The following is a 26,256-nucleotide window of genomic DNA, read 5'->3' as shown; positions in this document are numbered from 1 at the left end:
AAGACCGCCGACCAAATCCTGGCCAGCATCGCCAACTACTGCCTACGAATTAACGACTCAGGACACTAGATGGCTTCTTCCGGTCTCGCCGGCCCGGGTTGTGGGGAACTCTGCGCCCGCTCGTACTCGGCGGCGCTGGATACGGCGAGTGCGACGGCGCCGCCGACGGCCGCGATGAAGGCGATGACCACGAGAGCGCCGTACCCCGGTCGCGAAACATCGCCCAGCAGGATTACACCGACGATGCCGGGTACCACCGTTTCGCCCACCACCAATGCCGCAGCCACCCCGTTCACCGATCCGACCTGCAGAGCGACGGTGAACAGGTAGAAGCCACCGAGACCGGCGAGTACCACGGCCCACGTCGCCGGGTCAGCGATCAGTACACGGAGGTTCAGTGGATCGAGACCGTCCACTAGCCGAATCGCCACCGCCATCGCCCCGTAGAGCACGCCGGCGATCAGACCCGCGGGCACGGCCGCGCTCTTCCCGAGCAGTCGGACCAGTGCGGCGCCCAGGCCCAGGATGACCGCCGACACCACGAGGACACCCCAATGCATCACTGCGCCGGGATCGCTGTCACCCAGACGTCCGGCGGTGGCGCCCAGGATGCACAGCGCCACAAGAACTATGGCGATGGCGGTCCAGTCGCGTCGGTGCAGTCGCACGTGGAGAACGAAGATGCTCAGCACCGCGGTCACCACGAGGTTGGCGCTGATGATCGTTTGCGACAGGAACAGTGGAATCAACCGCGCCGAGACCAGGCTGCCCACGAAGCCGAGAAGGTCGAGCGCCATGCCTACGATGAAGATCGGTGCCAGCATCGCGCCGATCGTCGACCGCAGGGTGGGGCCGTTGTCGGCGCCCGACGTCACCGAACGTCCCGCGGCATACGACTGCAGCACCGAGGCCGTGCCGTAACCGACACACGCCAGTAGCGCCGCGGCCACGCCGATCAGCATTGCGGACCGTCGGAGGGCGCAGGTGCCATCGGGGCAACGCGGATCATCAGCAGAGTCTAGGAGCGCTTGCCCTCCGCTTCGGGCGAATTGGGGGCCTGCACGTCAGCGCGGGAGCTGATTCACCACGGCCGTCGTGACATCGGCTACCACGGTGGCGTCGTCCCCGTCGACCGCGACGACGGGGACAAGTCGGCTTGGGTGGCCGGCGTCGACGCCGTCGAAGTCGTCACCGACGACGGCGGCCGCGAAGGTTGTGCCCTCGTGGATCTTTCGGTAGCCCTCGTGAGCGCCGAACTTCGTCGGCTCGGCCTCGAAAGCTAGTTGTTCGGGCGGTCGGTAGTCGAATGTCACCAGCAACTCCGTCCCATCGACGGTGAAGAAACACGACGTGAGGGACTGGTCCTTCCAGTCGAACGAGACCTTTCGCGACTCTTGCAACGTCGGCACGACCGCGCACGGGGCCGCGGCGGTGAGGGCCGTCACCGACGTACGCGGGGAACTGCCCTGCGTCGGGTGCTCCGGCCATGTCGAGATCACCGCGCGGGCCAACGGTTTGGTGGTCCCGCAGGCATCCCGATCGCGCTCCATCGACACCCGCATCCGCACTGCGATGTCGTTCTCGAAAGCCACGTCGTAGCTGCATGCGCTTTCGACGAGCTGATCGCGCACCTCGGGTGTGAGAGTTGAGGCGGCATCGATACGGCGCGCCTTGACACCGTCGATCTCCTCGAGGGCGCCCAGCGACGAGGTCAGGAAATCGAACGGCACGAAGGCGATTGACCAACTGACGTCGATCCCGCGAGAGGTGCCGTCATCCACGACGGCTTCACACGAGGTCGAGTTCGCCGACGTGCCGAACGCCTTGACGGTGCCGAGCGCCTCGAGATGGCTGGGCTCGATCAAGGCGCACGGATCGATCCCGCGCGCCCACGTGATGGTCTCCGCCCGTGACAGCGGCCGCGGTGTCGGCCCGGAAGTCGGAGGCGGCGACGAGGGAGTCTCCGGCGTCGAGGTTGTCGTCGAGCAACTTGCAACCAGCATCACCACTGCCGAGAACAACCCGATCCGCACCGACTGCGACATTGCGTCCCCCCACGCTGGATGAAGCTAGAAGCTCGCCATTCATCTTGGCGGAGAAAATCGTGCGCAGCACGTCTGTGCCCAACCGTGGGTCGCCACCATCTACCGATGAGCACATTGGTGCGGCCAGCCGACAGCTCGACAGTAGGGTGGGCGAGTGGCCGAGATCGCGCCGCTGCGCGTGCAGCTGATCGCCAAGACAGAATTCCAGGCACCGCCTGACGTGCCGTGGAGCACCGATGCCGTGGGCGGGCCTGCGCTCACCGAGTTCGCCGGCCGGGCCTGTTACCAGAGTTGGTCGAAGCCCAATCCCCGCACGGCGACCAACGCGAGCTACATCCGCCACATCATCGACGTCGGCCACTTCTCGGTGCTCGAACACGCGTCGGTGTCCTTCTACATCAGCGGCATCTCCCGATCGGCCACCCACGAGCTGATCCGGCACCGGCACTTCTCCTACTCGCAGCTCTCGCAGCGCTACGTCCCCGAGAACGACGCCGAGGTGGTGGTTCCGCCTGGCTTCGAGGACGACCCGGAGTTGGTGGAGATCTTCACCGCGGCGGCTGACGCCAGCCGCGCCACCTACACCGAGCTGCTGGAGCGGCTGGAGGCGAAGTTCGCCGACCAACCCAACGCGGTTCTGCGTCGCAAGCAGGCCAGACAGGCCGCCCGGGCGGTGCTGCCCAATGCCACCGAGACCCGCATCGTGGTCACCGGCAACTACCGCGCCTGGCGCCATTTCATCGCGATGCGGGCCAGTGAACACGCCGACGTGGAGATCCGCAGGCTGGCGATCGCCTGTCTGCGTGAGCTCGTGGAGGCGGCGCCGGCGGTGTTCTCCGATTTCGAGATTTCGACGCTGGCAGATGGTAGTGAGGTAGCTACCTCGCCTTTGGCGACGGAGGCTTGACGGAGTCGCCGGTAGGTACGGCGACGGAGGCTTGACGGAGTCGCGGTTGGTACGGCGACGGAGGTCCGATCGACCCAGGGTAATCTTGGCGCGTGAGTACGAGCGGAATCGATGTAACGGCGCAGTTGGGCACGGTGTTGACCGCAATGGTGACGCCGTTCAAGCCCGACGGCTCGCTCGATCTCGATGCTGCCGCCCGCCTGGCCAATCACCTGATCGACGCCGGCTGCGACGGCCTGGTGCTCTCGGGCACCACCGGTGAGTCCCCGACCACCACCGATGACGAGAAGCTCGCGCTCCTGCGCACGGTGCTGGAGGCCGTGGGGGACCGGGCCCGCATCATCGCCGGGGCGGGCAGCTACGACACCGCGCACAGCGTGCACATGGCCAAGGCCTGCGCCACCGAGGGGGCACACGGCCTGCTCGTGGTGACGCCGTACTACTCGCGGCCCCCGCAGGCGGGCCTGCTTGCGCACTTCACGGCCGTGGCCGATGCCACCGACCTGCCGAACCTGCTCTACGACATCCCTCCGCGTTCGTCGATCCCGATCGCTTGGGAGACCATCCGTGCCCTGGCTGTTCACCCGAACATCGTGGGTGTCAAGGATGCCAAGGGCGATCTGCACGGCGGCGGCGAGATGCTCGCCGAGACCGGGTTGGCGTACTACTCGGGCGACGACACCTTGAACCTGCCCTGGTTGGCGATGGGGGCGGTCGGCTTCGTCAGCGTCTGGGGCCACCTGGCCGCCGGACAGTTGCGAGACATGCTGACCGCGTTCAACTCTGGCGATATCGCGACGGCGCGCAAGATCAACCTGTCGTTGGCCCCGCTGGCCCGCGCCCAGGCCCACCTCGGCGGCGTGACCATGTCCAAGGAAGGTTTGCGGTTGCAGGGATTCGATGCGGGCCTGCCACGGCTGCCACAGATCCCCGCCACCCCCGCTGAGATCGAGGCGCTGGCCGCCGACATGCGCGCGGCAGCGGTGTTGCGATAGTGAGCACCGAACTCGCGCCCCCCAAGCCCCTGGCCCCCGGCGGTCTGCGAGTTACCGCGCTGGGCGGAATCAGCGAGATCGGCCGCAACATGACGGTCTTCGAGCACCTGGGCAGGCTGCTCATCGTGGACTGCGGGGTGCTGTTCCCCGGGCACGACGAACCCGGCGTCGACCTCATCCTGCCGGACCTGCGCCACGTCGAGGACCGCCTCGAAGACGTCGAAGCCCTCGTCGTCACCCATGCGCACGAGGACCACATCGGCGCGATTCCCTACCTGCTCAAGCTGCGTCCGGACATCCCGGTGGTCGGCTCGAAGTTCACCATCGCACTGATTCGCGAGAAGTGCCGTGAACACCGGATCAAGCCGGTGTTCGTCGAGGTCGGCGAGCGGCAGAGCAGCCAGCACGGCGTCTTCGAATGCGAATACTTCGCGGTCAACCACTCGATCCCGGGATGTCTGGCCGTCGCGATCCACACCGGCGCCGGCACCGTGCTGCACACCGGCGACATCAAGCTCGACCAGCAACCGCTCGACGGCCGTCCGACCGACCTGCCGGGCATGTCGCGGCTCGGCGATGCCGGCGTCGACCTGTTCCTGTGTGACTCGACCAACTCCGAACACCCGGGTGTCAGCCCGTCGGAGAGCGAGGTCGGCCCGACGCTGCACCGGCTGATCCGCGGCGCCGAGGGCCGGGTGATCGTGGCCTGCTTCGCGTCGAACGTCGATCGCGTGCAACAGATCGTCGACGCCGCCGTGGCACTGGGCCGGCGGGTCTCGTTCGTCGGGCGCTCGATGGTGCGAAACATGGGCATCGCTCGCGAACTCGGCTATCTGCGGGTGGCCGATTCCGACATCCTCGACATCGGAGCGGCCGAGATGATGCCGGCCGACAAGGTCGTGCTGATCACCACCGGCACGCAGGGCGAGCCGATGGCCGCGCTGTCGCGGATGTCGCGTGGTGAGCATCGCAGCATCACGCTGACCGCGGGCGATCTGATCATCCTGTCCTCATCGCTGATCCCGGGCAACGAGGAAGCGGTCTACGGCGTCATCGACGCACTGGCCAAGATCGGGGCCCGCGTAGTCACCAACGCCCAAGCGCGCGTACATGTTTCCGGCCACGCCTATGCGGGTGAGCTACTGTTCCTCTACAACGGGGTGCGGCCCCGCAATGTCATGCCCGTGCACGGCACCTGGCGGCACATGCGCGCCAATGCGGCGCTGGCCGCGAGCACCGGGGTGCCGCAGGAGAACATCGTGCTGGCCGAGAACGGCGTGAGTGTGGACCTCGTCGCCGGTAAGGCCTCGATCTCCGGCGCGGTGACCGTCGGCAAGATGTTCGTCGACGGGCTGATCACCGGGGACGTCGGTGACGCCACACTCGGTGAACGCCTCATCCTGTCCTCGGGCTTCGTGGCGGTGACCGTGGTGATCCACCGCGAGACCGGAAAGCCCGCCGCACCCGCGCATCTGCATTCCCGCGGGTTCTCGGAGGATCCGAAGGCGCTGGAGGCGGTCGCCCGCAACGTCGAGCGCGAGCTGGAAAGCCTTGCCGCCGATAACGTCACCGACCCGACCCGCATCGCCCAGGCGGTCCGGCGGACCGTGGGCAAGTGGGTGGGCGAGACCTACCGTCGCCAGCCGATGATCGTCCCGACCGTCATCGAGATCTAGCCGAATTTGGTGCCCGGACCGCCTGGCCGGGCCGGTTAGATTGGGTCAGTGAGCCACCCCGCACCACAGGTGCCATTGGAACGACGCCGCCCGCTTCCACCGTTCGATTCGGCGGACGACATCAAGCGAGTAGTGGAGTATCCGCACACGATCCGTGTGATGGTGGGATTGATGGTCATCGCGGCTGTCATCTTCTTCAGCGTGACGGCATATGCCTTCGCCACCCAAGGGCACCAGAACATGGTTGTCGTTGCGGGATTTGTGGTGGTGTTCTGCGCGTTCTACTTTGGTGCCACCAAATTCGGGATTCCGTTGCTGATGCGTCGCTTCTACGACCGGGCCACGCGCGGAGGCGTGCTGTGCGACGTGTTCCCGGCCGGTTGTCCCGATGCCAATTTGGCGATCCTGATCGACGCCAGATTGTCCGATGCACAGGCGGCGTACGTCCATGACGTGATGACCACCTGGCTCGGACGATTGGCTTCAGACCCGACGGTGCAGGCTCAGGCCGGCGATCTGTTCGCCGACGGCCCGATTCGCGTCGCCGACGAACTCGCCGGCCCTGCCGCCCGGGGCGGGTTTCTGGTGGCCAGTGACAAGAATCTGGGCCACGGGTGGCGACTCATCCTCCCGGAGGAAAACCCGCGCGACCCGCAGCGTCCGTATACGAAAGGCCTTGTGGTGAAGGTTAATACGCCCAGTCCGGAGTCAGCCGGCCAGTAGCAGGGCCCCGCCGGCCAACAACGCGATCACCTTGATGAGCTCGAACCCGACGTAGTAGTAATGCGCCTGCGAGCGTGACTGCGCTTCTTCGCCCGGGGCGACGGCAAGGACAGCGTTGGAACGCTGAATGAGCTTGGGCCGCACGGCGATCAACTGCACCGCCAATGCCGCGATGGCAATCGCGAAGGCCACGATCACGCCGGGCGACGGGCGCTGCATGGCGAAGACCACGATGATGACGACGGCGAATGCGGTTTCCACGGCGTTGAGTGCGCGGAAAACCCTGCGCCCGATGCCGAGTCCGATCTGCAGCGTCACCCCCGGGGCCTGGAACTTCAGCGGTGCCTCGATGAACGAGATCGCCAGCACCATCCCCAGCCAGCAGAAGGCGACCGCTACCGCGACAGCCGGACCGGCATTCATCACATACCTCCCAACGGGCCGACTGCTCGGCCAATCTTGCCGCCGATCTTCCGGCCAACAGGCGCCTGCCAGCTTGCCAAAGCCCCCCACACCAACCTGAGGTGGATCGGCGAGGTGATCATGGCTAGAGTTTATACAAGAACATGTTGTAGAAACTAGGGGTGGGCGTGCGACCGGCCTGGAAAGGGATCTGTCCGATGGCTGAAGACCTGGCGGGGCGTGACGATGTGGAGCTGCTCCTGTGGCGGTTCTACAGCAAGGCGCTGTCCGATCCCGTGCTTGCCGAGCCGTTCACCGAGCTGCGCGTCAAGGGACTGCGGTCCCACATCCCGGTCATGGGCGACTTCTGGGAGACCGTGCTGTTCCGTGCCGGGCGCTACCGGGGCAGTGCGCTGACCGTGCACCGTGAACTGCACGCCCGTCATCCGTTGGCGGCGCGGCATTTCGTGCGCTGGCTGACCCTGTGGACCGACACTGTCGACGAGCTCTTCGAGGGCCCGCATGCCGAGCGAGCCAAGCTCCAGGCCGGGCGCATCGCCAAAGCCATGCACCGCAGACTGGCCGGGGCGGACGCCGCCGAACTCGACGCTCTGGTTGCCTGCTAACGCTTTTCGGCGTACGCGGTCCATTCCACCTGAGAGGCGGTCAGCTTCCGCCCAGCCGGCGAAATGTAATGCTCGGTGAGGTAATCGGGCCCGGCCTGCTCGGTCAGCTGCCAGCCGTAGGGCTCGATGAAGGCCGCCACCCGGTCTGGTTCGAGCCCGAACTGCCACAGTTGACTGCGAACCCGGAACCGGCGATACAGCGATTCGGCACCGTAGCGATTGGTGCCGTCGATGAAATCGCCACGGACATAGGTGAATCCGATTCTGCTCGCCGGCGCTGCCGAACGGAGGAACCCGAAGGTCGACGCGACACCGTCGGCGCTCAGATACTGAGTCACGCCTTCCCAGATGAAGAAGGTGCGATCGTCGCCGCGGTGGCCATGCCGGGCGAGTTCAGCGGCCAGGTCGTCGTTTTCGAAATCCACCGGCACCAGGTGCACCGACGGGGGAGCGGCCCCCAGCGCGCTGCGCACCACCGAGCGTTTGCGCTCGATGTTGACCGGCAGATCCACTTCGAACACCGGCACCGCACTGTGTCGTGCGAGGCGGTAGGCCTTGGTGTCCAGTCCGGCGCCGAGAATCACCACGGCGTCGATATCGGGCAACGCCTCGGTGAGCTTGTCGCCGAGGTAACGCTTGCGGCAGGTCAGATTCGCCCACAGCCCCGGGCCCGACCGTTCGGTGGCCTGGATCAGAAGTCTGCGAGCAACCGACCAGCGCGCGGTCCGGGTGAAGGCGCGCACGCCGGCCGGCAGGAATGACAGCGCCATGTCGTCGTCGACCAACCGTCGCTGCACCGGCTCGTACTGTTCGACGGCGGCCAGGACCATCGGGCCGACGGCCGTAGCAGCGACGGGATTGCTCATCGTTTGTTGACGATGCCCGCATCGACCGGAAGTGTCACCCCGGTGATGTAGCGCGCCTGATCGGACACCAGCCACGCGACCGCGTTCGCGACGTCTTCCGACTGGATCACCTGCACCGGTAGCGCATTGCTGAAATCGGTCGGTGCGTTCAACTCCTCGGCGATGTGTTTCAGCCATCCGCGGGTGAACTCGTTGTTGATCATCGGGGTGTCCACCCCGGTGGGGTGAATCGTGTTGACCCGAATGCTGTGCGGGGCGAGGAAGTTGGCGTAGGCCCGCATCAGTCCGACCACACCGTGCTTGGCTGCGGTGTAGCCCAGCGAGCCGCGGTCGCCGCCGCCCACCCCGATCAGTCCCGCCGCCGAGCTGATCAGCACGATCGACCCGCCGTCACCCTGGGCGACCATGATCGGAATCGCCGCCTCGACAGTGTGGTGCGCGCCGGTCAGGTTCACGTCGACGACATCGCGCCAGCCGTCGGGGCCCGATTGCATCGGGGCGATCCCGGCGTTGGCGACGACGATGTCGAGCCGGCCGAACCGGTCCACTCCGGTCTGCAGTGCCGCCCGCAGAGCCTGCTCGTCACGGACATCGGCCTGTACGGCCACGATCCGGCCACCCGCGTCTTCCACGAGCTTGACTGTCGCGGCCAGATCGTCGGGCGTGGCCAGGGGATAGGGCACCGATTCGATCTGATCGCACAGATCGATCGCGATGATGTCGGCCCCGTCGGCGGCCAGCCGCAGGGCCTCCGCCCGGCCCTGGCCGCGCGCGGCGCCGGTGATGAACGCGACCTTCCCGGCCAGGGGAGCGGCGGTGGACATCAGTGCATTCTCTTCTTCGCGCAAGCGCTCATCAGTGTTGTTTCTTCTTCGCGCAAGCGCTCATCAGCCGGCCCGCAGCTGTCCCTTGGCGGGGTCACCCGCCACCACGGGCTGCAACATTTTGATATCGGGAGCGCCGTCGAGCAGCTCGCCGATCGAGCCGAACAGGGTGCCGATGGCCGGAGCGGTGCTGTGGGTCTTGAGTGCGTCGGCGTCGGCCCACTGCTCGACGAAGACGAACGTGCCGTCGGACTCATGCAGTGAATACAGCTGGCAGCCCGGCTCGTCGTGCACGGCCGCGACGGCGTTGGTGCAGGCCTCGCGCACGGCGTCGACGGACTCGGGCTTGGCCTTCATGGTGGCGACGACAACAACTGGCATAGGTGCAGAACTCCTCATGAGAACCGAAACTGGACGACTGTCCACCCTAGGCGATAACCCGACGAAAATGGTTCGTATGGCTAAGTGTCATTTGAGACCGTCTTGTGACCCGTGTGGCACATGGTGATTGTGGGGCATGTGCGACTAGGCTTGCGGACATGGCTAACAAGACCGCCGGCCGATCCGGAGCGCGTTCGAGCAGGTCGAATGCCAGCTCGCGGGGCGGTTCGCGGCGTCCGGCGCCGGCCCGCAAGGGACGCCCGGCTGCGCCGCGGCGTAAGCCCGCACGCCGGCCTCAGGCCTCACCTGTCGCTGCCGCGGGCCAGAAGCTCGGCCAAGGTGCCCGCGCCGGGTGGCTGATGCTGGCCAAGGGAGCCGGATCGACCGCCCGCTCGGTGGGCCGGGCCCGCGATATCGAACCCGGACACCGCCGCGACGGGCTGGCGCTCGCGCTGCTCGGCATCGCCGTCGTCGTGGCCGCCAGTTCGTGGTTCCATGCGGCCGGCCCGGTGGGTCAGTGGATCGACACCGCCGTACGCACCCTGATCGGTGGACCGGTGGTGCTGGTGCCCGTCATTCTCGGCGCCATCGCCGTCGTCCTGATGCGCACCGAGCCGGACCCGGAGTCGCGCCCCCGGCTGATCCTGGGATCGGCCATGATCGCGCTGCCATTGCTCGGCCTGTGGCACCTGTGGTCGGGATCGCCGCAGGATCCCGTCGCACGCCAGCACGCCGCCGGATTCGTCGGCTTCGCCATCGGTGGGCCCCTGTCGGACGGCCTGACCGAGTGGATCGCCGCACCGCTGTTGTTCATGGGTGTGCTGTTCGGTCTGTTGTTGGTCACCGGGACGACGATCCGCGAGGTGCCCTCGACCCTGCGGACCATGTTCAGCACCCGGGCGTTCCACGACGAGTACGACGATGACGAGTACGACGACGACTACGTCGATGAGTACGAGGACGACGGCTACGACGATCTGTCCGACGGCTACTACGACGACGACGCGTCGCGCGGCGACGCCCAGACCTGGCCGACAGCCGCCATCGAAGCCCCCAAGGCGCCGGCCGGCACGCCGATGGACAACTACCCGCTGCCCGAGGACACCGATGCGCCGACGGTCCCCGAGCCCGCGGTCAAGCCGCGCCCCAGGAAGAAGGCCGAGAGCAAGCCCAAGACCGACGACACCCTGGTCATGGACCGGGTCGTCGAGGGTCCGTACACCCTGCCTGCGCTGGATCTGCTGATCGCCGGCGACCCGCCGAAGCTGCGCACCGCGGCCAACGACCAGATGACCGACGCCATCACCTCGGTGCTGGAACAGTTCAAGGTCGACGCCGCCGTGACCGGTTGCACCCGCGGGCCGACCGTCACCCGCTACGAGGTCGAACTCGGACCCGGCGTCAAGGTCGAGAAGATCACCGCGCTGCACCGCAACATCGCCTACGCCGTCGCCACCGAGAGCGTGCGCATGCTGGCCCCGATCCCCGGCAAGTCCGCCGTGGGCATCGAGGTGCCCAACTCCGACCGTGAAATGGTCCGGCTCTCCGACGTTCTCACTGCGCCGTCGACCCGTCGCGACCACCACCCGCTGGTGATCGGCCTGGGCAAGGACATCGAAGGCGACTTCGTCTCGGCCAACCTGGCCAAGATGCCGCACCTTCTGGTGGCCGGTTCGACCGGCTCGGGTAAGTCCAGCTTCGTCAACTCCATGCTGGTCTCACTGTTGGCGCGGGCCACCCCGGAAGAGGTCAGGATGATCCTGATCGACCCGAAGATGGTGGAACTCACGCCGTACGAAGGCATTCCGCACCTCATCACGCCGATCATCACGGAACCGAAGAAGGCCGCCGCGGCACTGGCCTGGCTGGTCGAGGAGATGGAACAGCGCTACCAGGACATGAAGGCGTCCCGGGTCCGCCACATCGACGTGTTCAACGAGAAGGTGCGTTCGGGCGAGATCAGCACCCCGCTGGGTAGCGAGCGGGTCTACAAGCCCTACCCCTACATCCTGGCCATCGTCGACGAGCTCGCGGACCTGATGATGACCGCACCGCGTGACGTCGAGGACGCCATCGTCCGCATCACGCAGAAAGCCCGTGCCGCCGGTATCCACTTGGTGCTCGCCACCCAGCGGCCGTCGGTGGACGTCGTCACCGGTCTGATCAAGACCAACGTGCCGTCCCGGCTCGCGTTCGCGACCTCGTCACTCACCGACAGCCGCGTCATCCTGGACCAGCCAGGCGCCGAGAAGCTGATCGGCATGGGCGACGGCCTGTTCCTGCCGATGGGCGCCAACAAGCCGCTGCGCATGCAGGGCGCGTTCATCACCGACGAGGAGATCCACGCCGTCGTCGAGGCCACCAAGACCCAGGCCGAGCCGGAGTTCGTCGAGGGTGTCACCGCGGTCAAGGCCGGCGAGCGCAAGGACGTCGACCCGGACATCGGCGACGACATGGATGTCTTCCTGCAGGCCGTTGAGCTCGTGGTGTCTTCTCAGTTCGGCTCCACCTCGATGCTGCAGCGCAAGCTGCGTGTCGGTTTCGCCAAGGCGGGCCGGCTCATGGACCTGATGGAGACCCGACAGATAGTCGGGCCGTCCGAGGGCTCCAAGGCCCGCGAGGTGCTCGTGAAGCCCGACGAGCTGGCCGGCACGCTCATGCTGATTCGCGGCGGGTCCGACGCCAACGGTGCCGACGCGGACGACGATCCCGACGAGTTCTGAACCGCTGAGAGCGTCAACAACATTCGGGTGTCGACCACGTTGACGGGGTGGTCGAACTAGGCCTGCTTCCAGGCCGCGTCACGTAGGCCGGGCACCTGCTCTTTCAGCGCCTGGACCTGCGCGGAGGTCGCCTCCGGGCGCACCGTGACCGTGGTGTCGAAGGAATTGGTGTCGCCCGAGGTGGCGGCAGTCAGCACGGATTCGACGATGGGTGAGCGCGCGGCGCTCAGCCAGGTGGCCACGGTGTCGGCGACCAACGTCAGGTCCCACCCGGGCTCCACGCGGAGCCACGCGGAGGAGTCATTTCGCAGGGAGTAGTTGGGACGGGATCCGCCCAGCGGGTAGGTCAGCGTCAACTCGGCGGAGTTGGCCCGGTCCAGGTCCTCAACCAGGCCCTGTTCCATGAATGTCTTGGCTGCCGCACCGGCTTGCTCCGGTGTTGCGGAGGAACCCACTTCGGCTTTGAAGTAAATGAGTTCGCCGACGGTGATGTTGTGGGTGTAGTCGAGGTCGACGGTGGATATGCCTGGCATGGACTGCAGTTGGCGCACGATGGCCTCTGCGCCGGATTTGTGCCCGCCGGTGAGGTCGTTGATCAGGCCGCAACCGGCGGTACTGGTCGCGACGGCCAGACCGGCGACGGCCAGGGCCGCCGTTGTCGATTTCCGCACGATCCCCCCTGAACTGATACAGGTTTACAACGTCAACAACATACGGGTATTGCCCAGGGTATTGGGCTTGACGTAGGACAGGTCGAGGAACTCCGCCACACCGGTGTCGTACGAGCGGCACATCTCCTCGTACACCTCGGCGGTCACCGGGGTGCCGTCGATTTCCTCGAAACCGTGCTTGCCGAAGAAGTCGACTTCGAAGGTCAGCACGAAGATACGGCTCAGGCGCAACTCGCGGGCGACGTCGAGCAACTGCTCGACGAGAACATGTCCCACGCCGGTGCCGCGGACTTTCGGATGCACCGCCACGGTGCGCACCTCACCGAGATCGGCCCACAACACGTGGAGCGCGCCGCATCCCACCACCTCATCGTCGAGTTCGGCGACCCAGAATTCCTGGACCGCCTCGTACAGCGTGACCAGGTTCTTCTCCAGCAGGATCTTGCCCGCATAGACGTCGACGAGGCCCTTGATCGCCGGTACATCGGACGTGCGGGCGCGGCGCACCACAGGGTGTTTGCGCGGCTCGACACTGCCTGGGTTCACAGGCGCAAGAGTATCCGTTACGGCAACCGATATTCTGTTGCGGTGCCGGGCCAACCTTCTACCGATCCGGTGGTCCCGCGTGCGCGCGTGGCCAACCTCGCCAACGTGCTCACCGGTGTACGAATGGTGCTGGTTCCGGTCTTCCTCGTATTTCTGTTCGTCGGCGACGGTCATGAATCCGGCTGGCGGATCGCCGCTTTCGCGGTGTTCGCGGTCGCGGTGATCACCGACCATCTCGATGGTGCGTTGGCCCGCAGCTGCGGCATGATCACCGAGTTCGGCACCCTGGCCGATCCGATCGCCGACAAGGCGCTGATCGGCGCGGCGCTGATCGGACTCTCGATGCTGCACGACCTGCCCTGGTGGATCACCGTGGTGGTACTGACCCGTGAGATCGGAATCACGGTGCTGCGGTTCGCCGTGCTGCGTCACGGAGTCATCCCGGCCAGCCGTGGCGGCAAGCTCAAGACACTGGTGCAGGCCGTGGCCATCGGGTTGTTCGTGCTTCCGCTGCATTCGTGGCCCGACATCTGGCTCGATGTGGCCTGGGTGATCATGTGGGCCGCCGTGGTGCTGACCGTGCTCACCGGCGCCGATTACGTCCTCTCTGCGATCAGGGATTCACGTGGACGATCCGCTGCTCACTGACGACGCCAGGGCACTGGTCGCCGACCTGACGGTGCGCTCACAGAGCGTGGCCACCGCCGAGTCGCTGACCGGCGGCCTGCTGGCCGCGACGCTCGCAGGCGTGACAGGGGCCAGTGCGGTGCTACAGGGCGGACTGATCACCTACAACGAGGACACCAAGATCTGGTTGGCCGGCGTGGCCCCCCAGGTGCTCGACGCGGTCGGCCCCGTCGCTGCGCCCACCGCGCGGGCGCTGGCGGTCGGCGCCCGGCAGCGGTGCGCGGCCACCTGGGGCGTCGGCCTGACCGGCGTGGCCGGGCCGGAACCGCACGGCGGACACCCGGTGGGCACCGTGTTCATCGGCCTCGCCGGCCCGGTCGACACCGACGTCGTCGAGTTGGCCCTGTCCGGCTCGCGCTGGGACATCCGCCGCGCCGCCGTCGACGAGGCGATCGCCCGGCTGCGTTTCCTGGTCGAGAACCAGTAACCCAGATCTGCACCGGACTGCGGGAACCATGCGGTGGTCCGCTGCGTTGGTCAGTCAGCGGACCTGCGACCGCCAGGCGAAGGAGGGCACGATGACGGCATTGCTGCGTGAGGTGATTGGCGACGTGCTGCGTAACGCCCGCACCGAACAGGGTCGGACGTTACGTCAAGTGTCCGACACGGCCCGGGTCAGCCTCGGGTACCTCTCCGAAGTCGAGCGGGGCCGCAAGGAGGCCTCCAGCGAACTGCTCAGCGCCATCTGCGACGCGCTGGACGTCCCGCTGTCGCGGGTGCTCACCGATGCCGGCGAGAGCATGGCCGAGCGTGAACACGCCTCCACAGCCGCCCGTCCCGATGTCGCTGCCAACGTCGCCCACATCGATGCGTCGACCAAGGTGGTCATTCCGCAGGTCGTGTCGATGGCCGTCGCGTGACTTGGGCCTGACGCCACCGCCGATGCCGGATTGATCGCGCTGTTCGTGTGCGGGTACGAATTTTCGCAAAACACCCATGCGAACAGTCGACGGGACTGTGGCTGCCTGTCCAGAACCGATAAGTTGGCATCAGAGGAATTGCGGCAACCTGAAGAGCAGTAGGACCCGAGCACCGGCTTGCTGGGCAAGCCTGACAGACAAGCCCGACAGATAAGGCGGAACGAACCCATGGCCAATCCGTTCGTCAAGGCATGGAAGTACCTGATGGCGCTGTTCAGCTCCAAGGTCGACGAATATGCCGACCCGAAGGTGCAGATCCAGCAGGCCATCGAGGACGCGCAGCGGCAACACCAGGCCCTGACCCAGCAGGCCGCCCAGGTCATCGGCAACCAGCGCCAGCTCGAGATGCGACTCAGCCGGCAGCTCGCCGACATCGAGAAGCTGCAGGTCAACGTCCGCCAGGCGCTGACGCTGGCCGATCAGGCCACCGCTGCCGGCGACGCGGCCAAGGCCACCGAGTACAACAACGCCGCCGAGGCGTTCGCCGCCCAGCTCGTCACCGGAGAGCAGAGCGTCGAGGACCTCAAGGGTCTGCACGATCAGGCCCTGCAGGCCGCCGCGCAGGCCAAGAAGGCCGTCGAGCAGAACGCGATGATGCTGCAGCAGAAGATCGCCGAGCGCACCAAGCTGCTGTCCCAGCTCGAGCAGGCAAAGATGCAGGAGCAGGTCAGTGCCTCGCTCCGCTCCATGAGCGAGGTCGCCGCACCGGGCAACACCCCGAGCCTCGACGAGGTTCGCGACAAGATCGAGCGCCGCTACGCCAACGCCATCGGCCAGGCCGAGCTGGCGCAGAACTCGGTGCAGGGCCGCATGATGGAGGTGCAGCAGGCCAGCGTCCAGATGGCCGGCCATTCCCGGCTCGAGCAGATCCGGGCGTCGATGCGCGGCGACGCACTGCCCAGCGGCGGAGCCACCCCGTCCACCCCGGCCACTCCGGCAGCCAACCAGACTCCTGCCACCCCCGAGAATCCGCTCGGCCAGTAGAGATTCGAGTGTTCTAGATCATGGCTATCAAGACCGGTCGACCCGACGCCTGGAAATCGTTGGTGCAACGGGGTATCGACACCGCGGCAGACCTGTCCGGGGCCCTGACCGAGAAGCTCAGCGCCGCCGCCGATCCGCGCGCAAAGCTGTTGCGCAAGCGGCGGTGGGCGCTGCGCTTCGGGGTGTTCTTCACCCTGGCCACCGGGTTCTGGGTGCTCGCCACGGCGCTGCTGGCATCGTGGAGCACACCGGTCTGGGGCCTGATCATCACCGGCGCCATCGCGGCCGGTGCGGCATTCCCCGCGACGCTGTTCTGGCTGCGTTACCGCTGGCTGCGCGCGGAACCGCTGCCGGCGCAGCGGCCGGTCTCCGGACGTCGGTTGCCGCCGTGGGGTTCCGCGGCCCGTCAACCCATGGCGGCGCTGGTGGCCTCCGAGCGCGGCATGTTCTCGCTACTCGGTGTACTTGAACGCGGTCGGATGCTTCCGGCCGACGAATTGCGGGAACTGACCGCGGTGGCCAACCACACTGCGCGGACCATGGCAGCTACCGCCACCGAGGTGGTGTCGATGGAGCGGGCCATCAGCAATGCCCCGCAGTCGCGCCAGCATCTGGTGCCCACCATCAACGCGTTCACCGCGCAGCTCGGCCAAGGCGTGCGGCAGTACAACGAGATGGTCACTGCCGCAGCGCAACTCGTATCGACGGTGAACGGCGGTCAGAGTGCGGCGTCGCCGTTGTCGCAGCAGCGCTACCGCAACGAGTTGACCGGCGCCACCGATCGTCTGGTCGGGTGGGCGCAGGCGTTCGACGAACTCGGTCAGCTGCGCCGCGCCTGACGCGCTGTTACAGCGACGTGCGCAGCGACGGCACGACCACACCGACGAGGCCGCGCAGCGTCGCCTTGAACATGTCAAGGAAGTCGAAGTAGTCCCGCCACAGCGTGATTCGGCCTTCGTGCACCTCGAACACGCCGCAGACCCAGAACTGCAGGCGCAGCGGCCCGAAGACCAGGGCGTCGGTGCGCTCGGTCAGGACCGCGGCGCCGTCGGCGGCGATCCGGTGGATCTTCACCTCGAAGCCGGCCTTGCCCTGCATCGAGCGGAACAGCTTCATCGCACGTTGGCGCCCGTAGATGGTCGGGAGCCCGACGTTCTGGTAGACGAGGTTCTGTGCCAGTGCGTTCTCGGCGGTGTCGAAGTCCTGCTCCTGCAGCGCGTTGAGGAACGTTTCGACCGTGCCGGTCTGGGTCGCCGCTGCGGTGGTGGATTGGTCAGACATGCCCGAAGCCTAGTGGGGGATGCCTGTGGCAAGGTAGGCCGGTGCGCGTAGCGGTGGTCGCCGGGCCCGATCCCGGACATGCCTTCCCGGCCCTTGCGTTGTGCCTGAAGTTCCTCGCCGCGGGGGATACCCCGACGCTGCTGACCGGGGTGGAGTGGCTCGACACCGCGCGGGCTGCCGGCGTCGACGCACGAGAACTCGTCGGTCTCGATGCGACCGATGGGGACGACGACGCCGACGCTGGGGCCAAGATCCATCAGCGCGCCGGGCGGATGGCGCAGCTCAACGTGCCCGTGCTGGAGGAGCTGCAACCGGATCTCGTGGTTTCCGACGTGATCACCGCCTGCGGCGGGCTGGCTGCCGAGCTGCTCGGGTTGCCGTGGGTGGAGCTCAACCCACATCCGCTGTACCTGCCGTCGAAGGGCTTGCCACCGCTCGGCAGCGGGCTGGCCCCGGGCGTCGGCATCCGGGGACGCCTGCGCGACACGGTCATGCGAGCCCTGACCGCGCGATCCGTGCGGGCGGGACTGGCCGACCGGGCCGGAGTACGCGCCGCGATCGGCCTGCCCGCGGACGACCCCGGCCCGTTGCGTCGCTTGATCGCCACCCTGCCGGCACTGGAGGTGCCGCGCCCGGACTGGCCGGCCGAGGCCGTGGTGGTCGGTCCGCTGCACTTCGAACCGACCGAGGCGGTGCTGACCGTGCCGCCGGGCTCGGGTCCGGTGGTGATGGTGGCGCCCTCTACCGCGACCACCGGGACGCAGGGGATGGCCGAACTGGTGCTGGAGTCGCTGCGCCCGGGGCAGACACTGCCCGAGGGGGCCCGCGTGGTGGTGTCGCGGCTCGGCGGGGCCGCCGTGGAGGTGCCGCCGTGGGCGGCGGTGGGGCTCGGCCGTCAGGACGAGCTGCTGTCGCACGCCGATCTGGTGATCTGCGGTGGCGGGCACGGCCTGGTGTCCAAGGCGCTGCTGGCAGGTGTGCCGATGGTGGTGGTGCCGGGGGGCGGTGATCAGTGGGAGATCGCCAATCGCGTTGTGCGTCAAGGCAGTGCGCAGCTGGTGCGGCCCCTTTCCGGGGAGGCGCTCACCGCGGCGGTCGACACCGTGCTCGGGGCATCGTCCTACCGTGCGGCCGCTGTGCGCGCCGGCGCCTCGATCGCCGAGGTGGCAGATCCGGTACGGGTGTGCCATGACGCGCTGGCAGGCACTCGGTAGGTTGGGCCCGTGCGGTTGACGGAATTCCATGAGCTCGTGGACGGCCAATTCGGCGCGATGCGGGGTCGTTCGCTGCTCGTCGACCATGTGCTGGCGGCCCTCGACGGCCGCACTGCCGCGCAGGCCATCGAGGACGGGGTGGAGCCGCGCAGCGTGTGGCGGGCGTTGTGTGCGGACTTCGACGTCCCGCGCGAGCAGTGGTGAACAGCCACCGGTGAGCCGACGGGTCTTTTCCCGGCCGCCGATTCGGCGTATACCGGAGTCATGGGCCTTGGTGACCACCCGATGCGGACACCTCTTTACGGTGTTCTGCTGGTGATCGCAGCGGTACTGCTGTGTTGGTTGGTCGCGTCGACGCTGGCCGGATGGCCGGCGGCCCTCGGATACTTCCTGGCCATCGCCGTCGGCGCGGTCGGGTTCGTCATGACGCTGCGGGATCTCGACAATTTTCCGAACTGGCGTCGCTGACGGAGATCATCTCCGGCGTGTCTCCTTGAATCGAACAGATGTTCGTCTAGTCTGGGTGCAGTCCGACTGAGCCGACTTGTCGGTGGCCTGTTCTAACGTCACCGCCAACCGATCGGAACACCGGTCAACACGACTACTCGGAGAGGCACCATCATGGCGCAACAGGCCCCTGATCGCGAAAAAGCGCTCGAACTGGCGATGGCCCAGATCGACAAGAACTTCGGTAAAGGCTCGGTGATGCGCCTCGGCGAGGAGGTGCGCCAGCCCATCTCGGTGATCCCCACCGGTTCGATTTCCCTGGACGTCGCGCTCGGTATCGGTGGCCTGCCTCGCGGCCGCGTGGTCGAGATCTACGGCCCGGAATCCTCGGGTAAGACCACTGTGGCGTTGCACGCGGTGGCCAACGCCCAGGCTGCCGGCGGTATCGCGGCGTTCATCGACGCTGAGCACGCCCTGGATCCCGAGTACGCCAAGAAGCTCGGTGTGGACACCGATTCGCTGCTGGTCAGCCAGCCCGACACGGGTGAGCAGGCACTGGAGATCGCCGACATGCTGGTGCGCTCGGGCGCGCTGGACATCTTGGTGATCGACTCGGTGGCCGCGCTGGTGCCCCGCGCCGAGATCGAGGGTGAGATGGGTGACAGCCACGTCGGTCTGCAGGCCCGCCTGATGAGCCAGGCGCTGCGCAAGATGACCGGTGCGCTGAACAACTCGGGCACCACCGCGATCTTCATCAACCAGCTCCGCGAGAAGATCGGCGTGATGTTCGGCTCGCCCGAAACCACCACGGGCGGTAAGGCTCTGAAGTTCTACGCCTCGGTCCGTCTCGACGTCCGGCGTATCGAGACGCTCAAGGACGGCACCGACGCGGTCGGTAACCGGACCCGCGTCAAGGTCGTCAAGAACAAGGTCTCGCCGCCGTTCAAGCAGGCCGAGTTCGACATCCTGTACGGCCACGGCATCAGCCGCGAGGGCTCGCTCATCGACATGGGTGTCGAGCACGGCTTCATCCGCAAGTCCGGCTCCTGGTTCACCTATGAGGGTGAGCAGTTGGGGCAGGGCAAGGAGAATGCCCGCAAGTTCATGTTGGAGAACGTCGACGTCGCCAACGAGATCGAGAAGAAGATCAAGGAAAAGCTCGGTATCGGCGCTGTCGTGACCGCCGAGGCAAAGGCTGATGACGTCCTTCCCGCCCCGGTTGACTTCTGAGTCGTCGGGTACGCCCGACGGGGAGCAGACGCAGGATCCTCGCAAACGTGAGGAGCAGGCAAAGAATGTCTGTCTGCGTCTGCTCACTGTGCGGGCCCGCACCCGCTCCGAACTGATCGAACAGCTCACCAAACGGGGTTACGAGGAAGACCTCAGCACCAAGGTGCTGAACAGGTTGACCGAGGTCGGGCTGATCGATGACGAGGACTTCGCCGAACAGTGGGTGCGGTCCCGGCACGCCAATTCAGGAAAAGGCAAGCGCGCCTTGGCTGTTGAGCTTCGCAAGAAGGGCGTGGACAAAGAGGTCATCGACGCCGCGCTGGCAGACCTGGATCCGGCTGCCGAGCGACAACGGGCCGAGCAGCTGGTTCGGGACAAGTTGCGTCGCGAGCGGCTCGATGACGACGACGGCGACGTGAAGGTGACGCGTCGGCTCGTCGGCATGTTGGCCCGTCGCGGCTACAACCAGTCGATGGCCTTCGACGTTGTCAGCGTCGAACTGGCCGGCGAACGGGAACGGCGCCGGGTGTAGCGGCCGCATTGTGTCGCTATACGCGGGTCAGTCCCGTTGAGTGTGCAGCACCTGCGCTCCCGGTGCGCCTTCCTGTTCGACGGCCTCTGGTTCCAGCGGCGCGGGCCCACGGCTGGAACGACGCATTCGCCGTTCCAGCCAGGTGGCGAATGAGGACAGTGCGAAGTTGATCGTGATCAACAGCAGTGCCACGACCATGAGCGCGGGTAGATAGTTGCGGTAGGTCGAACCGAGGTTGGTGGTCTGGCGCACCACCTCCAGGAAGGTGATCTGGTAGCCGATCGCCGTGTCCTTGAGGATCACCACCATCTGGGAGATCAGAACCGGCAGCATCGAGGTGATGGCCTGCGGCAGCTGGATGAGCCGCATCGTCGAACCCCAGCGCAGACCGAGTGACGCCGCAGCCTCGACCTGACCCCGTGGCAGAGAGTTGACTCCCGCCCGGATGATCTCGGCGATCACCGCGCCGTTGTAGAGGGTCAGGCCGGTGACCACGCCGGCCAGCGCCTGATACTTCGACGGCATGCTGTCGAGGAGCCCATACGCCGCGAAGCTGAAGATCATCATGATCAGCACCGGTACGGCGCGGAAGAACTCGACGAACACCGCACAGGGCCAACGGATGAACGCCACCGGCGTCATCCGTCCGACACCGAGCAAGAGGCCCAGTGCGAGTGCCAGCACGATCGACAGGGCGGCCGCGGTCAGCGTGCCCTGGAGGCCGGGCAGCAAGTAGGTCCGCCACAGATCGGCCGTCAGGAACGGTTGCCACTTGTCCCAGTCGAGTTGACCCTTCTCGTTGAAGCGCCACAGCACGACGCCGATGATGACGGCGGTCACCGCAATGGCCAGGATCGCCACGATGATGTTCCGCACCCGGGCCCGGGGGCCGGGAACATCGAAGAGAACCGAAGCGCTGGACATCTAGCGCTGCACCGCCAATCTCTTGCCGAGCCAACCGAACAGCAGACCCAACGGCAATGTCAGGATGACGAATCCGGCGGCGAAGATGATGCCGACGGTAAGCAGTGCGGCGGTGTTCTCCGTCATCGTCTTCATCAACCACGCCGCCTCGACGACGCCGATGGCCGAGGCGATGGTGGTGTTCTTGGTCAGGGCGATCAGCACTGAACCCAACGGCAGGATCACCGCGCGAAAAGCCTGTGGTAGCAGGATCAACCGCAGGTTCTGTCCGAACGACAGACCGAGTGAGCGGGCCGCCTCGGCCTGGCCGATTGGCACGGTGTTGACCCCGGCCCGCACCGTCTCACACACGAAAGATGCGGTGTAGATCGTCAACCCGAGTACGGCCAGGCGGAAACTGCTGTCCACGATGAACGTCGGCGAGTCCGCCGCGGCCAGCGTGATCCGCAGCGTCTGCCCCACCCCGAGTGAGCAGAAGATGATGATCAGCGTCAGGGGAGTGTTACGGACGATGTTCACATAGATGGCGCCGAGCCAGTTCAGCACCGGCACCGGTGCCAGTCGCATCGCCGCCAACAACGTGCCCAGGATCAATGCGCCGACGGCGGAGTACATCGTCAGCCGGATGGTGATCCAGAATGCCGCGAAGATCTGGTCGCGGTACTCGGTGAATATCTCCACGGGGGAGTTGCTTCCTCCGACTCAGCGGTCGACGGTCGGCGGTGTCGGCGCCTGGATGCCGGCCGGCCCGAGGTTCTTGTCGAACGCTTCTTTCCACGCTCCGCTGTTGATCATCTTCTCGATCGCATCGTTGATCTTGCCGCGCAGTTCGGTGTCGTCCTTCTTGAGGCCGATGCCGTAGCGCTCCTCGGAGAATGGCTTACCGACGATCTTGAATTCCCCTGGAGTCTGCGCGGCGTAGCCGGCCAGGATCACCTCATCGGTGGTCACGGCGTCGACTCCACGGTTCCTGAGGGCGTCGATGCACAGGGTGTAGGTGTCGTACAGCTGCAGTTGAACGTCCGGATACTTCTCCTTGATCCGCTGAGCCGGTGTCGAACCGGATACCGAGCACACCTTCTGGTTGTTCGCCAGGGACTCCGCTCCGGTGATGGCGTTCTCGTCGGCGCGGACCAGCAGGCTCTGCCCGGTGACCAGGTAGGGCCCGGCGAACGCCACCTTCTCCTGACGCGCCGGGCTGATCGAGTAGGTCCCGACGATGTATTCGACCTGACCGTTCTGGATCAGCGTCTCGCGCTGCGGCGAGGGCGCTTCCTTCCACTCGATCTTGTCCTCGGGATAACCGAGTTCGTTGGCCACGTATTTGGCCACATCGACGTCGAACCCGGACATGGTGCCGTCAGGCTTCTTCTGGCCGAGGCCGGGTTGGTCGTACTTGGTGCCGATGACGATCTTGCTGGAGTCGCCACCACCGCCACATGCGGTCGCGGCGAAGGGGAGTGCGATCGCGAGCGCGAGGGTACCGACCAACTTGAACGGCACGGAGGGCATGTTCGGGTTCCTTTCGGCGGAGCGTCAGTGATGAAGGATCTTGCCGAGAAAATCTTTGGCGCGGTCGGATTTCGGGTTGTCGAAGAACTCGGCCGGTGGCGCGTCCTCGACGATGGCGCCATCGGCCATGAACACCACGCGATCGGATGCCCGGCGGGCGAAGCCCATCTCGTGGGTGACCACCACCATCGTCATGCCCTCGCCGGCCAGCGACGTCATCACGGCCAGGACCTCGTTGATCATCTCGGGGTCCAGGGCGCTGGTCGGCTCGTCGAAGAGCATCACCTTGGGTTTCATCGCCAACGATCGTGCGATGGCCACGCGTTGCTGCTGACCGCCGGACAGCTGGGCCGGGTATTTGTCGGCCTGGTTGGCCACTCCGACCCGGTCCAACAGGGCCATGGCGGCCTCCCTGGCCTGTGCCTTGGGCTTGCGTCGCACCTTCACCGGGGCGAGCATGACGTTCTCCAGGATCGTCTTGTGCGCGAACAGGTTGAAGGACTGGAACACCATGCCGACATCCGACCGCAGCTGAGCCAGTTTGCGACCCTCGGCGGGTAGCTCCTGACCATCGACCGCGATGCTGCCCGAGTCGATGGTCTCCAGCCGATTGATGGTGCGGCACAACGTGGATTTACCCGAGCCCGACGGTCCGAGGACCACGACGACCTCGCCGCGCCCCACATCGAGGTTGATGTCGTTGAGTACGTGCAAGGGTCCGAAGTGCTTGTTGACTCCCTGAAGTGAGATCATCGGCACACCTGGTGGCGCCGCGTCGTCGACCTGCGGCTGCTCGCCGGGGCTACCCATGGCAGGTGACCTTACCCAGGGAACGCCCGGCCTGCCCGGATCTCGTCAATCCGCCGCGTTGACGTTTCGGGTGGCTCCGTACCATTGAGGCCGTGACGACGATGGTGAACCGGGACGCGGCGCGCGACGAGCGCCCGCGCGAGGAGTCGACGACACAGCCCGGCTCCGAACGCACCTATCAGGTCCGCACCTACGGCTGTCAGATGAACGTGCACGACTCCGAGCGGCTGTCCGGCCTGCTGGAGGACGCCGGATACCGTAGGGCCCCCGACGGCGCCGACGCCGACATCGTCGTGTTCAACACCTGTGCGGTGCGCGAGAACGCCGACAACAAGCTCTACGGCAATCTCAGTCATCTGGCCCCGCGCAAGCAGGCCGATCCGAACATGCAGATCGCCGTCGGCGGATGCCTGGCCCAGAAGGACCGCGAGTCGGTACTGCGCCGCGCCCCCTGGGTCGATGTGGTCTTCGGCACCCACAACATCGGGTCCCTGCCCACACTGCTGGAGCGGGCCCGCCACAACCGCGCCGCCCAGGTCGAGATCGTCGAAGCGCTGCAGGAGTTTCCGTCCACCCTGCCCGCCACGCGCGAGTCGGCCTATGCGGCGTGGGTGTCGATCTCGGTGGGCTGCAACAACACCTGCACGTTCTGCATCGTGCCGTCGCTGCGCGGCAAAGAGGTCGACCGCCGTCCCGGGGACATCCTGGCCGAGGTGCAGACCCTGGCTTCCCAAGGCGTGCTCGAGGTCACCCTGCTGGGCCAGAACGTCAACGCCTACGGTGTGTCGTTTGCCGACCCCGATGTTCCGCGCGACCGCAGTGCGTTCGCCAAGCTGCTCCGCGCCTGCGGCGACGTGGAGGGGCTGGAGCGGGTGCGGTTCACCTCACCCCACCCCGCCGAGTTCACCGACGACGTGATCGAGGCGATGGCGCAGACCCCCAACGTCTGCCCGACACTGCACATGCCGCTGCAGTCCGGTTCGGACCGGATCCTCAAGGCGATGCGCCGCTCGTACCGGGCCGACCGCTACCTGGGCATCATCGACAAGGTGCGTGCCGCGATCCCGGACGCGGCCATCACCACCGACCTGATCGTCGGCTTCCCCGGCGAGACCGAGGAAGATTTCCAGGCCACCCTCGATGTCGTCGAGCGGTCGCGTTTCTCGACTGCGTTCACCTTCCAGTACTCCATCCGGCCCGGTACCCCCGCCGCCGACATGCCCGACCAGTTGCCGAAAGCCGTTGTCACCGAACGCTATCAGCGGCTGATCGAGCTGCAGGAGCGAATTTCTCTGGAGGAGAACCAGGCCCAGATCGGGCGGGCGGTGGAACTGCTGGTCGCCACGGGCGAGGGCCGAAAGGACGCCAGCACCGCCCGCATGTCGGGCCGGGCCCGCGACGGCAGACTGGTGCATTTCAGCCCTGGCGGCGACGTGGAGCGGATCCGACCTGGTGACATCGTCACCACCACCGTGACCGGTGCCGCGCCGCACCATCTGATCGCCGACGCCCCGTTGGTCACCCATCGCCGTACCCTCGCCGGCGACGCCCACGAGGCGGGGCGGCGCCCGCGGACCGGCGTCGGCCTCGGGCTGCCGCGGATCGGTGCGCCGGAAACCTCGCCGTCATCAGGAGGATGTGGCTGTTGAGCAACGAAAGCGACTTCGACCGGTTCAAGGACGACCTGGCGGCCGTCGAGCGCAAGGTCACCCGCGAATTCGACACGGGGCCGCGTGCGATGGTCGTGGCCATCCTGGTGTTCGTGGTGCTGCTGTCGTTCGTGCTGCCGCACACCGGCACCACCAAGGGGTTCGATGTCCTGGTCGGTGACGCCACGGCCGTAAGCGACGGCATCTCACTGCCGTCGCGGGTGTTCACCTGGTTGGCGCTGGTGTTCTCGGTCGGCTTCTCCACCCTGGCGCTGATCACCCGCCGCTGGGCGCTGGCCTGGACGGCCCTGGCCGGTTCTGCGGTGGCCAGCGCGCTCGGGATGCTTGCGGTGTGGTCGCGTCAGACCGCGGCGGGCCATCCCGGTCCCGGAATCGGGCTGATCATCGGGTGGCTGGCCGTGATCGTCCTGACCTTCCACTGGGCTCGCGTGGTGTGGTCGCGCACCGCGCTGCAGCTGGCGGCAGAAGAGGACCGGCGCCGCGAAGCCGCGAAGCATCAGCAGCACGGCGTGCTCGGCATCCCCATGCCCGGTGACAGCAAGACCGACGTGACCAAAACCGACGTCGCGAAGCCCGACACCTCCGGTGACAAGCCGGATCAGCCCGACCAGGCCTAGCTGCGCTCAGAAAAGCCTGGGAGCTGTAAACGCTCTCCGAGCG

Annotated in this window: 30 protein-coding genes and 1 pseudogene; 18 read left to right on the top strand and 13 right to left on the bottom strand. The window is 66.6% G+C overall.

Annotated elements, in window-relative coordinates; all coding sequences use genetic code 11:
• Positions 1–65 precede the first annotated feature (65 nt).
• A complete protein-coding gene (locus tag AC4ELH_RS11020) occupies positions 66–962 on the bottom strand; it encodes a DMT family transporter (RefSeq protein WP_498884456.1) in 897 nt (298 codons plus the stop codon).
• 102 nt (positions 963–1,064) lie between these two features.
• Positions 1,065–2,045, bottom strand: coding sequence for a DUF3558 family protein (locus AC4ELH_RS11015; protein ID WP_448448557.1), 981 nt, complete (start codon positions 2,043–2,045; stop codon positions 1,065–1,067).
• A gap of 154 nt (positions 2,046–2,199) precedes the next feature.
• Here AC4ELH_RS11015 and thyX point away from each other — a divergent pair, with 154 nt between their 5' ends.
• The 4 genes from thyX (at position 2,200) to AC4ELH_RS10995 (ending at position 6,346) form a co-directional block, all read left to right on the top strand.
• Positions 2,200–2,952: an FAD-dependent thymidylate synthase gene (thyX, locus tag AC4ELH_RS11010; RefSeq protein ID WP_064884366.1), complete on the top strand. Its 753-nt coding sequence runs from the start codon at positions 2,200–2,202 to the stop codon at positions 2,950–2,952.
• Between the two features lie 92 nt (positions 2,953–3,044).
• The gene (dapA, locus tag AC4ELH_RS11005; protein ID WP_064884368.1) at positions 3,045–3,947 is read left to right on the top strand and encodes a 4-hydroxy-tetrahydrodipicolinate synthase; all 903 of its coding nucleotides are present in this window, start codon (positions 3,045–3,047) and stop codon (positions 3,945–3,947) included.
• Positions 3,947–5,623, top strand: a complete 1,677-nt coding sequence (locus tag AC4ELH_RS11000; RefSeq protein ID WP_055113186.1) for a ribonuclease J — start codon at positions 3,947–3,949, stop codon at positions 5,621–5,623. The genes dapA and AC4ELH_RS11000 overlap by 1 nt, the downstream gene beginning before the upstream one ends.
• 48 nt (positions 5,624–5,671) lie before the next feature.
• A complete protein-coding gene (locus AC4ELH_RS10995) occupies positions 5,672–6,346 on the top strand; it encodes a hypothetical protein (protein WP_448448556.1) in 675 nt (224 codons plus the stop codon).
• Here AC4ELH_RS10995 and AC4ELH_RS10990 read toward each other — a convergent pair.
• Positions 6,332–6,769 carry a hypothetical protein gene (locus AC4ELH_RS10990; RefSeq protein ID WP_064884372.1) on the bottom strand — a complete coding sequence of 146 codons (438 nt, stop codon included), beginning with the start codon at positions 6,767–6,769 and terminating at the stop codon, positions 6,332–6,334. The genes AC4ELH_RS10995 and AC4ELH_RS10990 overlap by 15 nt on opposite strands.
• A gap of 197 nt (positions 6,770–6,966) precedes the next feature.
• On the opposite strand from AC4ELH_RS10990, the gene AC4ELH_RS10985 reads away from it, so the two are divergent.
• Complete coding sequence (locus AC4ELH_RS10985; protein WP_064884374.1) at positions 6,967–7,374, top strand: group III truncated hemoglobin; 408 nt, start codon at positions 6,967–6,969, stop codon at positions 7,372–7,374.
• Here the strand turns inward: AC4ELH_RS10985 and AC4ELH_RS10980 are convergent.
• The 3 genes from AC4ELH_RS10980 to AC4ELH_RS10970 all read right to left on the bottom strand — a co-directional run bounded on the left by AC4ELH_RS10980 (position 7,371) and on the right by AC4ELH_RS10970 (position 9,445).
• Positions 7,371–8,240: an SAM-dependent methyltransferase gene (locus AC4ELH_RS10980; protein WP_448448555.1), complete on the bottom strand. Its 870-nt coding sequence runs from the start codon at positions 8,238–8,240 to the stop codon at positions 7,371–7,373. The genes AC4ELH_RS10985 and AC4ELH_RS10980 overlap by 4 nt on opposite strands.
• Positions 8,237–9,064, bottom strand: a complete 828-nt coding sequence (locus AC4ELH_RS10975; protein WP_064960194.1) for a mycofactocin-coupled SDR family oxidoreductase — start codon at positions 9,062–9,064, stop codon at positions 8,237–8,239. The genes AC4ELH_RS10980 and AC4ELH_RS10975 overlap by 4 nt, the downstream gene beginning before the upstream one ends.
• Positions 9,065–9,127: 63 nt before the next feature.
• Positions 9,128–9,445, bottom strand: a complete 318-nt coding sequence (locus tag AC4ELH_RS10970; RefSeq protein WP_064884380.1) for a putative quinol monooxygenase — start codon at positions 9,443–9,445, stop codon at positions 9,128–9,130.
• Positions 9,446–9,603: 158 nt separating this feature from the next.
• Between AC4ELH_RS10970 and AC4ELH_RS10965 the strand changes: the two genes are divergently transcribed.
• Complete coding sequence (locus AC4ELH_RS10965) at positions 9,604–12,168, top strand: FtsK/SpoIIIE family DNA translocase (protein WP_207549094.1); 2,565 nt, start codon at positions 9,604–9,606, stop codon at positions 12,166–12,168.
• Positions 12,169–12,224: 56 nt separating this feature from the next.
• Here the strand turns inward: AC4ELH_RS10965 and AC4ELH_RS10960 are convergent, their stop codons facing one another.
• The gene (locus AC4ELH_RS10960; protein WP_064960196.1) at positions 12,225–12,839 is read right to left on the bottom strand and encodes a hypothetical protein; all 615 of its coding nucleotides are present in this window, start codon (positions 12,837–12,839) and stop codon (positions 12,225–12,227) included.
• Positions 12,840–12,863: 24 nt separating this feature from the next.
• Positions 12,864–13,385, bottom strand: a complete 522-nt coding sequence (locus AC4ELH_RS10955) for an amino-acid N-acetyltransferase (RefSeq protein WP_269085847.1) — start codon at positions 13,383–13,385, stop codon at positions 12,864–12,866.
• Positions 13,386–13,427: 42 nt separating this feature from the next.
• On the opposite strand from AC4ELH_RS10955, the gene pgsA reads away from it, so the two are divergent.
• The 5 genes from pgsA (at position 13,428) to pspM (ending at position 16,815) form a co-directional block, all read left to right on the top strand.
• Positions 13,428–14,033 (top strand): CDP-diacylglycerol--glycerol-3-phosphate 3-phosphatidyltransferase, encoded by a 606-nt coding sequence (gene pgsA, locus AC4ELH_RS10950; protein ID WP_498884451.1) that lies wholly within the window; start codon positions 13,428–13,430, stop codon positions 14,031–14,033.
• A complete protein-coding gene (locus AC4ELH_RS10945) occupies positions 14,011–14,499 on the top strand; it encodes a CinA family protein (protein ID WP_064884388.1) in 489 nt (162 codons plus the stop codon). Before pgsA ends, AC4ELH_RS10945 begins: the two co-directional genes overlap by 23 nt.
• Before the next feature lie 91 nt (positions 14,500–14,590).
• Positions 14,591–14,932 (top strand): transcriptional regulator ClgR, encoded by a 342-nt coding sequence (clgR, locus tag AC4ELH_RS10940; RefSeq protein ID WP_448448550.1) that lies wholly within the window; start codon positions 14,591–14,593, stop codon positions 14,930–14,932.
• 228 nt (positions 14,933–15,160) lie between these two features.
• A complete protein-coding gene (pspA, locus tag AC4ELH_RS10935) occupies positions 15,161–15,976 on the top strand; it encodes a phage shock protein PspA (protein ID WP_064960199.1) in 816 nt (271 codons plus the stop codon).
• 20 nt (positions 15,977–15,996) lie between these two features.
• Complete coding sequence (gene pspM, locus AC4ELH_RS10930) at positions 15,997–16,815, top strand: phage shock envelope stress response protein PspM (protein WP_498884448.1); 819 nt, start codon at positions 15,997–15,999, stop codon at positions 16,813–16,815.
• Positions 16,816–16,822: 7 nt separating this feature from the next.
• Here pspM and AC4ELH_RS10925 read toward each other — a convergent pair whose 3' ends face one another.
• Entirely contained in the window at positions 16,823–17,257 is a 435-nt protein-coding gene (locus tag AC4ELH_RS10925; RefSeq protein ID WP_064960201.1) for a limonene-1,2-epoxide hydrolase, read from the bottom strand.
• A 41-nt stretch (positions 17,258–17,298) separates the two neighbouring features.
• On the opposite strand from AC4ELH_RS10925, the gene AC4ELH_RS10920 reads away from it, so the two are divergent.
• The 5 genes and pseudogenes from AC4ELH_RS10920 to recX all read left to right on the top strand — a co-directional run bounded on the left by AC4ELH_RS10920 (position 17,299) and on the right by recX (position 20,680).
• A complete protein-coding gene (locus tag AC4ELH_RS10920; protein ID WP_498884446.1) occupies positions 17,299–18,471 on the top strand; it encodes a glycosyltransferase in 1,173 nt (390 codons plus the stop codon).
• Between the two features lie 9 nt (positions 18,472–18,480).
• Entirely contained in the window at positions 18,481–18,675 is a 195-nt protein-coding gene (locus tag AC4ELH_RS10915) for a DUF3046 domain-containing protein (RefSeq protein WP_055113214.1), read from the top strand.
• Between the two features lie 60 nt (positions 18,676–18,735).
• The gene (locus tag AC4ELH_RS10910) at positions 18,736–18,939 is read left to right on the top strand and encodes a hypothetical protein (RefSeq protein ID WP_055113216.1); all 204 of its coding nucleotides are present in this window, start codon (positions 18,736–18,738) and stop codon (positions 18,937–18,939) included.
• A gap of 153 nt (positions 18,940–19,092) precedes the next feature.
• Positions 19,093–20,133 (top strand): annotated as a pseudogene (gene recA / locus AC4ELH_RS10905) (recombinase RecA); the annotation flags it as partial.
• Positions 20,117–20,680, top strand: coding sequence for a recombination regulator RecX (gene recX / locus AC4ELH_RS10900; protein WP_064884398.1), 564 nt, complete (start codon positions 20,117–20,119; stop codon positions 20,678–20,680). The pseudogene recA and the gene recX, both read left to right, overlap by 17 nt.
• A gap of 27 nt (positions 20,681–20,707) precedes the next feature.
• Here recX and AC4ELH_RS10895 read toward each other — a convergent pair whose 3' ends face one another.
• Genes AC4ELH_RS10895 through AC4ELH_RS10880 form a run of 4 tightly spaced genes read right to left on the bottom strand, consistent with a single transcriptional unit; the run spans position 20,708 to position 23,869 of the window.
• Positions 20,708–21,604 (bottom strand): amino acid ABC transporter permease, encoded by an 897-nt coding sequence (locus AC4ELH_RS10895; protein WP_064960203.1) that lies wholly within the window; start codon positions 21,602–21,604, stop codon positions 20,708–20,710.
• A complete protein-coding gene (locus tag AC4ELH_RS10890) occupies positions 21,605–22,285 on the bottom strand; it encodes an amino acid ABC transporter permease (protein WP_064884402.1) in 681 nt (226 codons plus the stop codon). It lies immediately after the preceding gene.
• A 21-nt stretch (positions 22,286–22,306) separates the two neighbouring features.
• Complete coding sequence (locus tag AC4ELH_RS10885; RefSeq protein ID WP_064884404.1) at positions 22,307–23,116, bottom strand: glutamate ABC transporter substrate-binding protein; 810 nt, start codon at positions 23,114–23,116, stop codon at positions 22,307–22,309.
• 24 nt (positions 23,117–23,140) lie between these two features.
• Positions 23,141–23,869 (bottom strand): amino acid ABC transporter ATP-binding protein, encoded by a 729-nt coding sequence (locus AC4ELH_RS10880; protein WP_064884497.1) that lies wholly within the window; start codon positions 23,867–23,869, stop codon positions 23,141–23,143.
• 158 nt (positions 23,870–24,027) lie between these two features.
• Between AC4ELH_RS10880 and miaB the strand changes: the two genes are divergently transcribed.
• Together miaB and AC4ELH_RS10870 are read left to right on the top strand one after the other, a co-directional pair.
• Positions 24,028–25,575: a tRNA (N6-isopentenyl adenosine(37)-C2)-methylthiotransferase MiaB gene (gene miaB / locus AC4ELH_RS10875; RefSeq protein WP_064960267.1), complete on the top strand. Its 1,548-nt coding sequence runs from the start codon at positions 24,028–24,030 to the stop codon at positions 25,573–25,575.
• Positions 25,563–26,213, top strand: a complete 651-nt coding sequence (locus AC4ELH_RS10870; protein ID WP_064960205.1) for an Rv2732c family membrane protein — start codon at positions 25,563–25,565, stop codon at positions 26,211–26,213. Before miaB ends, AC4ELH_RS10870 begins: the two co-directional genes overlap by 13 nt.
• The last annotated feature ends 43 nt before the right edge of the window (positions 26,214–26,256 follow it).

It is taken from the genome of Mycobacterium shunyiense (assembly GCF_058270075.1).
This window is presented reverse-complemented; position numbering and strand designations above follow the sequence as displayed.